This is a genomic window from Clostridium saccharobutylicum DSM 13864 (genome assembly GCF_000473995.1).
Taxonomy (GTDB): Bacteria; Bacillota; Clostridia; order Clostridiales; family Clostridiaceae; genus Clostridium; species Clostridium saccharobutylicum.
On sequence record NC_022571.1, the window covers coordinates 5,040,001 to 5,042,500 of the forward strand.

Below are 2,500 nucleotides of genomic sequence, written 5' to 3' on the forward strand. Positions count from 1 at the left end.
TTTATGCTTACCTCGCGACGTCCTACTCTTCCACACAGTCTCCCATGCAGTACCATCGGCGCTATAGACCTTAACTGTCCTGTTCGGAATGGGAAGGAGTGTTACCTCTATGCCATCACCACGAGATTTTGAAAGTTTTGTTCTTTCAAAATTGCACATAGTTCTTAATGTATTACAACTTGATTATATTGGTCAAGCCCTCGACCTATTAGTATCAGTCAGCTAAATACGTTGCCGCACTTACACCTCTGACCTATCAACCTTGTAGTCTTCAAGGGGTCTTACTAGCTTATGCTATGGGAAATCTCATCTTGAGGTGGGCTTCACACTTAGATGCTTTCAGCGTTTATCCCTTCCCGACTTAGCTACCCAGCTATGCTTCTGGCGAAACAACTGGTACACCATAGGTCAGTCCATCCCGGTCCTCTCGTACTAAGGACAGCTCCTCTCAAATTTCCTACGCCCGCGACGGATAGGGACCGAACTGTCTCACGACGTTCTGAACCCAGCTCGCGTGCCGCTTTAATGGGCGAACAGCCCAACCCTTGGGACCTACTTCAGCCCCAGGATGCGACGAGCCGACATCGAGGTGCCAAACCTCCCCGTCGATGTGAACTCTTGGGGGAGATCAGCCTGTTATCCCCGAGGTAGCTTTTATCCGTTGAGCGATGGCCCTCCCACGAGGTACCACCGGATCACTAAGCCCGACTTTCGTCCCTGCTCCACTTGTAGGTGTCGCAGTCAGGCTCCCTTCTGCCTTTGCACTCTTCGAACGATTTCCGACCGTTCTGAGGGAACCTTTGGGCGCCTCCGTTACATTTTAGGAGGCGACCGCCCCAGTCAAACTGCCCACCTAACAATGTCCTGTCACCAGTTTCATGGCATCCAGTTAGAATTTCAATACTATCAGGGTGGTATCCCAACAACGACTCCACTAAGGCTGACGCCCTAGTTTCCCAGTCTCCCACCTATCCTGTACAGACAATACCGAAATTCAATGCTAAGCTACAGTAAAGCTCTACGGGGTCTTTCCGTCCAATCGCGGGTAGCGAGCATCTTCACTCGCACTACAACTTCGCCGGATTTGCAGTTGAGACAGTGCACAAGTCATTACGCCATTCGTGCGGGTCAGAACTTACCTGACAAGGAATTTCGCTACCTTAGGACCGTTATAGTTACGGCCGCCGTTTACTGGGGCTTAAGTTCACACCTTCGCTTACGCTAAGTGTTCCCCTTAACCTTCCAGCACCGGGCAGGCGTCAGCCCCTATACATCAGCTTTCGCTTTAGCAGAGACCTGTGTTTTTGTTAAACAGTTGCTTGTGCCTATTCTCTGCGGCCTGCCGTAAAGCAGGCACCCCTTCTCCCGAAGTTACGGGGTCAATTTGCCTAGTTCCTTAACTGCAATTCTTCCGTCGGCCTTAGGATTCTCTCCTCATCTACCTGTGTCGGTTTGCGGTACGGGCACTACTTCTCTCTCTAGATGCTTTTCTTGGAAGCATGGAATCAGATACTTCGGTTCCGTAGAACCTTCCCCATCACGCCTCAGAATTGTTAGAACGGATTTGCCTATCCTAACTCCCTAAACGCTTAGACTAACATCCAATAGTTAGCACATCCTATCCTTCTCCGTCACACCATCGATAATAACGATTATAGTGGTATTGGAATATCAACCAATTGTCCATCGACTACGCCTTTCGGCCTCGCCTTAGGTCCCGACTAACCCTGAGAAGACAAACTTTACTCAGGAAACCTTAGATATTCGGCCTGTAGGATTCTCACCTACATCTCGCTACTAATGCCAACATTCTCACTCGTAATCAGTCCACCGCTCCTTTCGGTACGACTTCAGCCCGATTACGACGCTCCTCTACCGCTCACAATAAATTGTGAACCCGTAGCTTCGGTGGTAAGTTTGAGCCCCGGACATTTTCGGCGCAGGATCTCTTGACTAGTGAGCTATTACGCACTCTTTTAATGAGTGGCTGCTTCTAAGCCAACATCCTAGTTGTCTTAGAAATCCCACATCCTTTTCCACTTAACTTACACTTTGGGACCTTAGCTGACGATCTGGGCTGTTTCCCTTTTGACCATGGAACTTATCTTTCATAGTCTGACTGCCGGACTGATAGTATATGGCATTCGGAGTTTGATAAGGTTCGGTAAGCGCTATGCCCCCTAGCCTATTCAGTGCTCTACCTCCACTACTCACATTTTCCGACGCTAGCCCTAAAGCTATTTCGAGGAGAACCAGCTATATCCGAGTTCGATTGGAATTTCTCCGCTATCCACAGCTCATCCCATGCTTTTTCAACAGCAACGTGGTTCGGTCCTCCACGAGGTTTTACCCTCGCTTCAACCTGGCCATGGATAGGTCACCCGGTTTCGGGTCTACAGCATGCAACTAGTCGCCCTATTAAGACTCGGTTTCCCTTCGGCTCCGTACCTTAAGTACTTAACCTCGCTACATACCGTAACTCGTTGGCTCGTTCTACAAA

The 2,500-nt window shown here is 49.4% G+C and carries 2 rRNA genes (1 of these 2 cut by a window edge); both read right to left on the bottom strand.

Annotated elements, in window-relative coordinates:
• Positions 1 to 9 precede the first annotated feature (9 nt).
• Positions 10 to 126, bottom strand: a 5S ribosomal RNA gene (gene rrf, locus CLSA_RS21540).
• A 62-nt stretch (positions 127 to 188) separates the two neighbouring features.
• Positions 189 to 2,500 (bottom strand): 23S ribosomal RNA (locus CLSA_RS21545) (it continues 598 nt past the right edge of the window).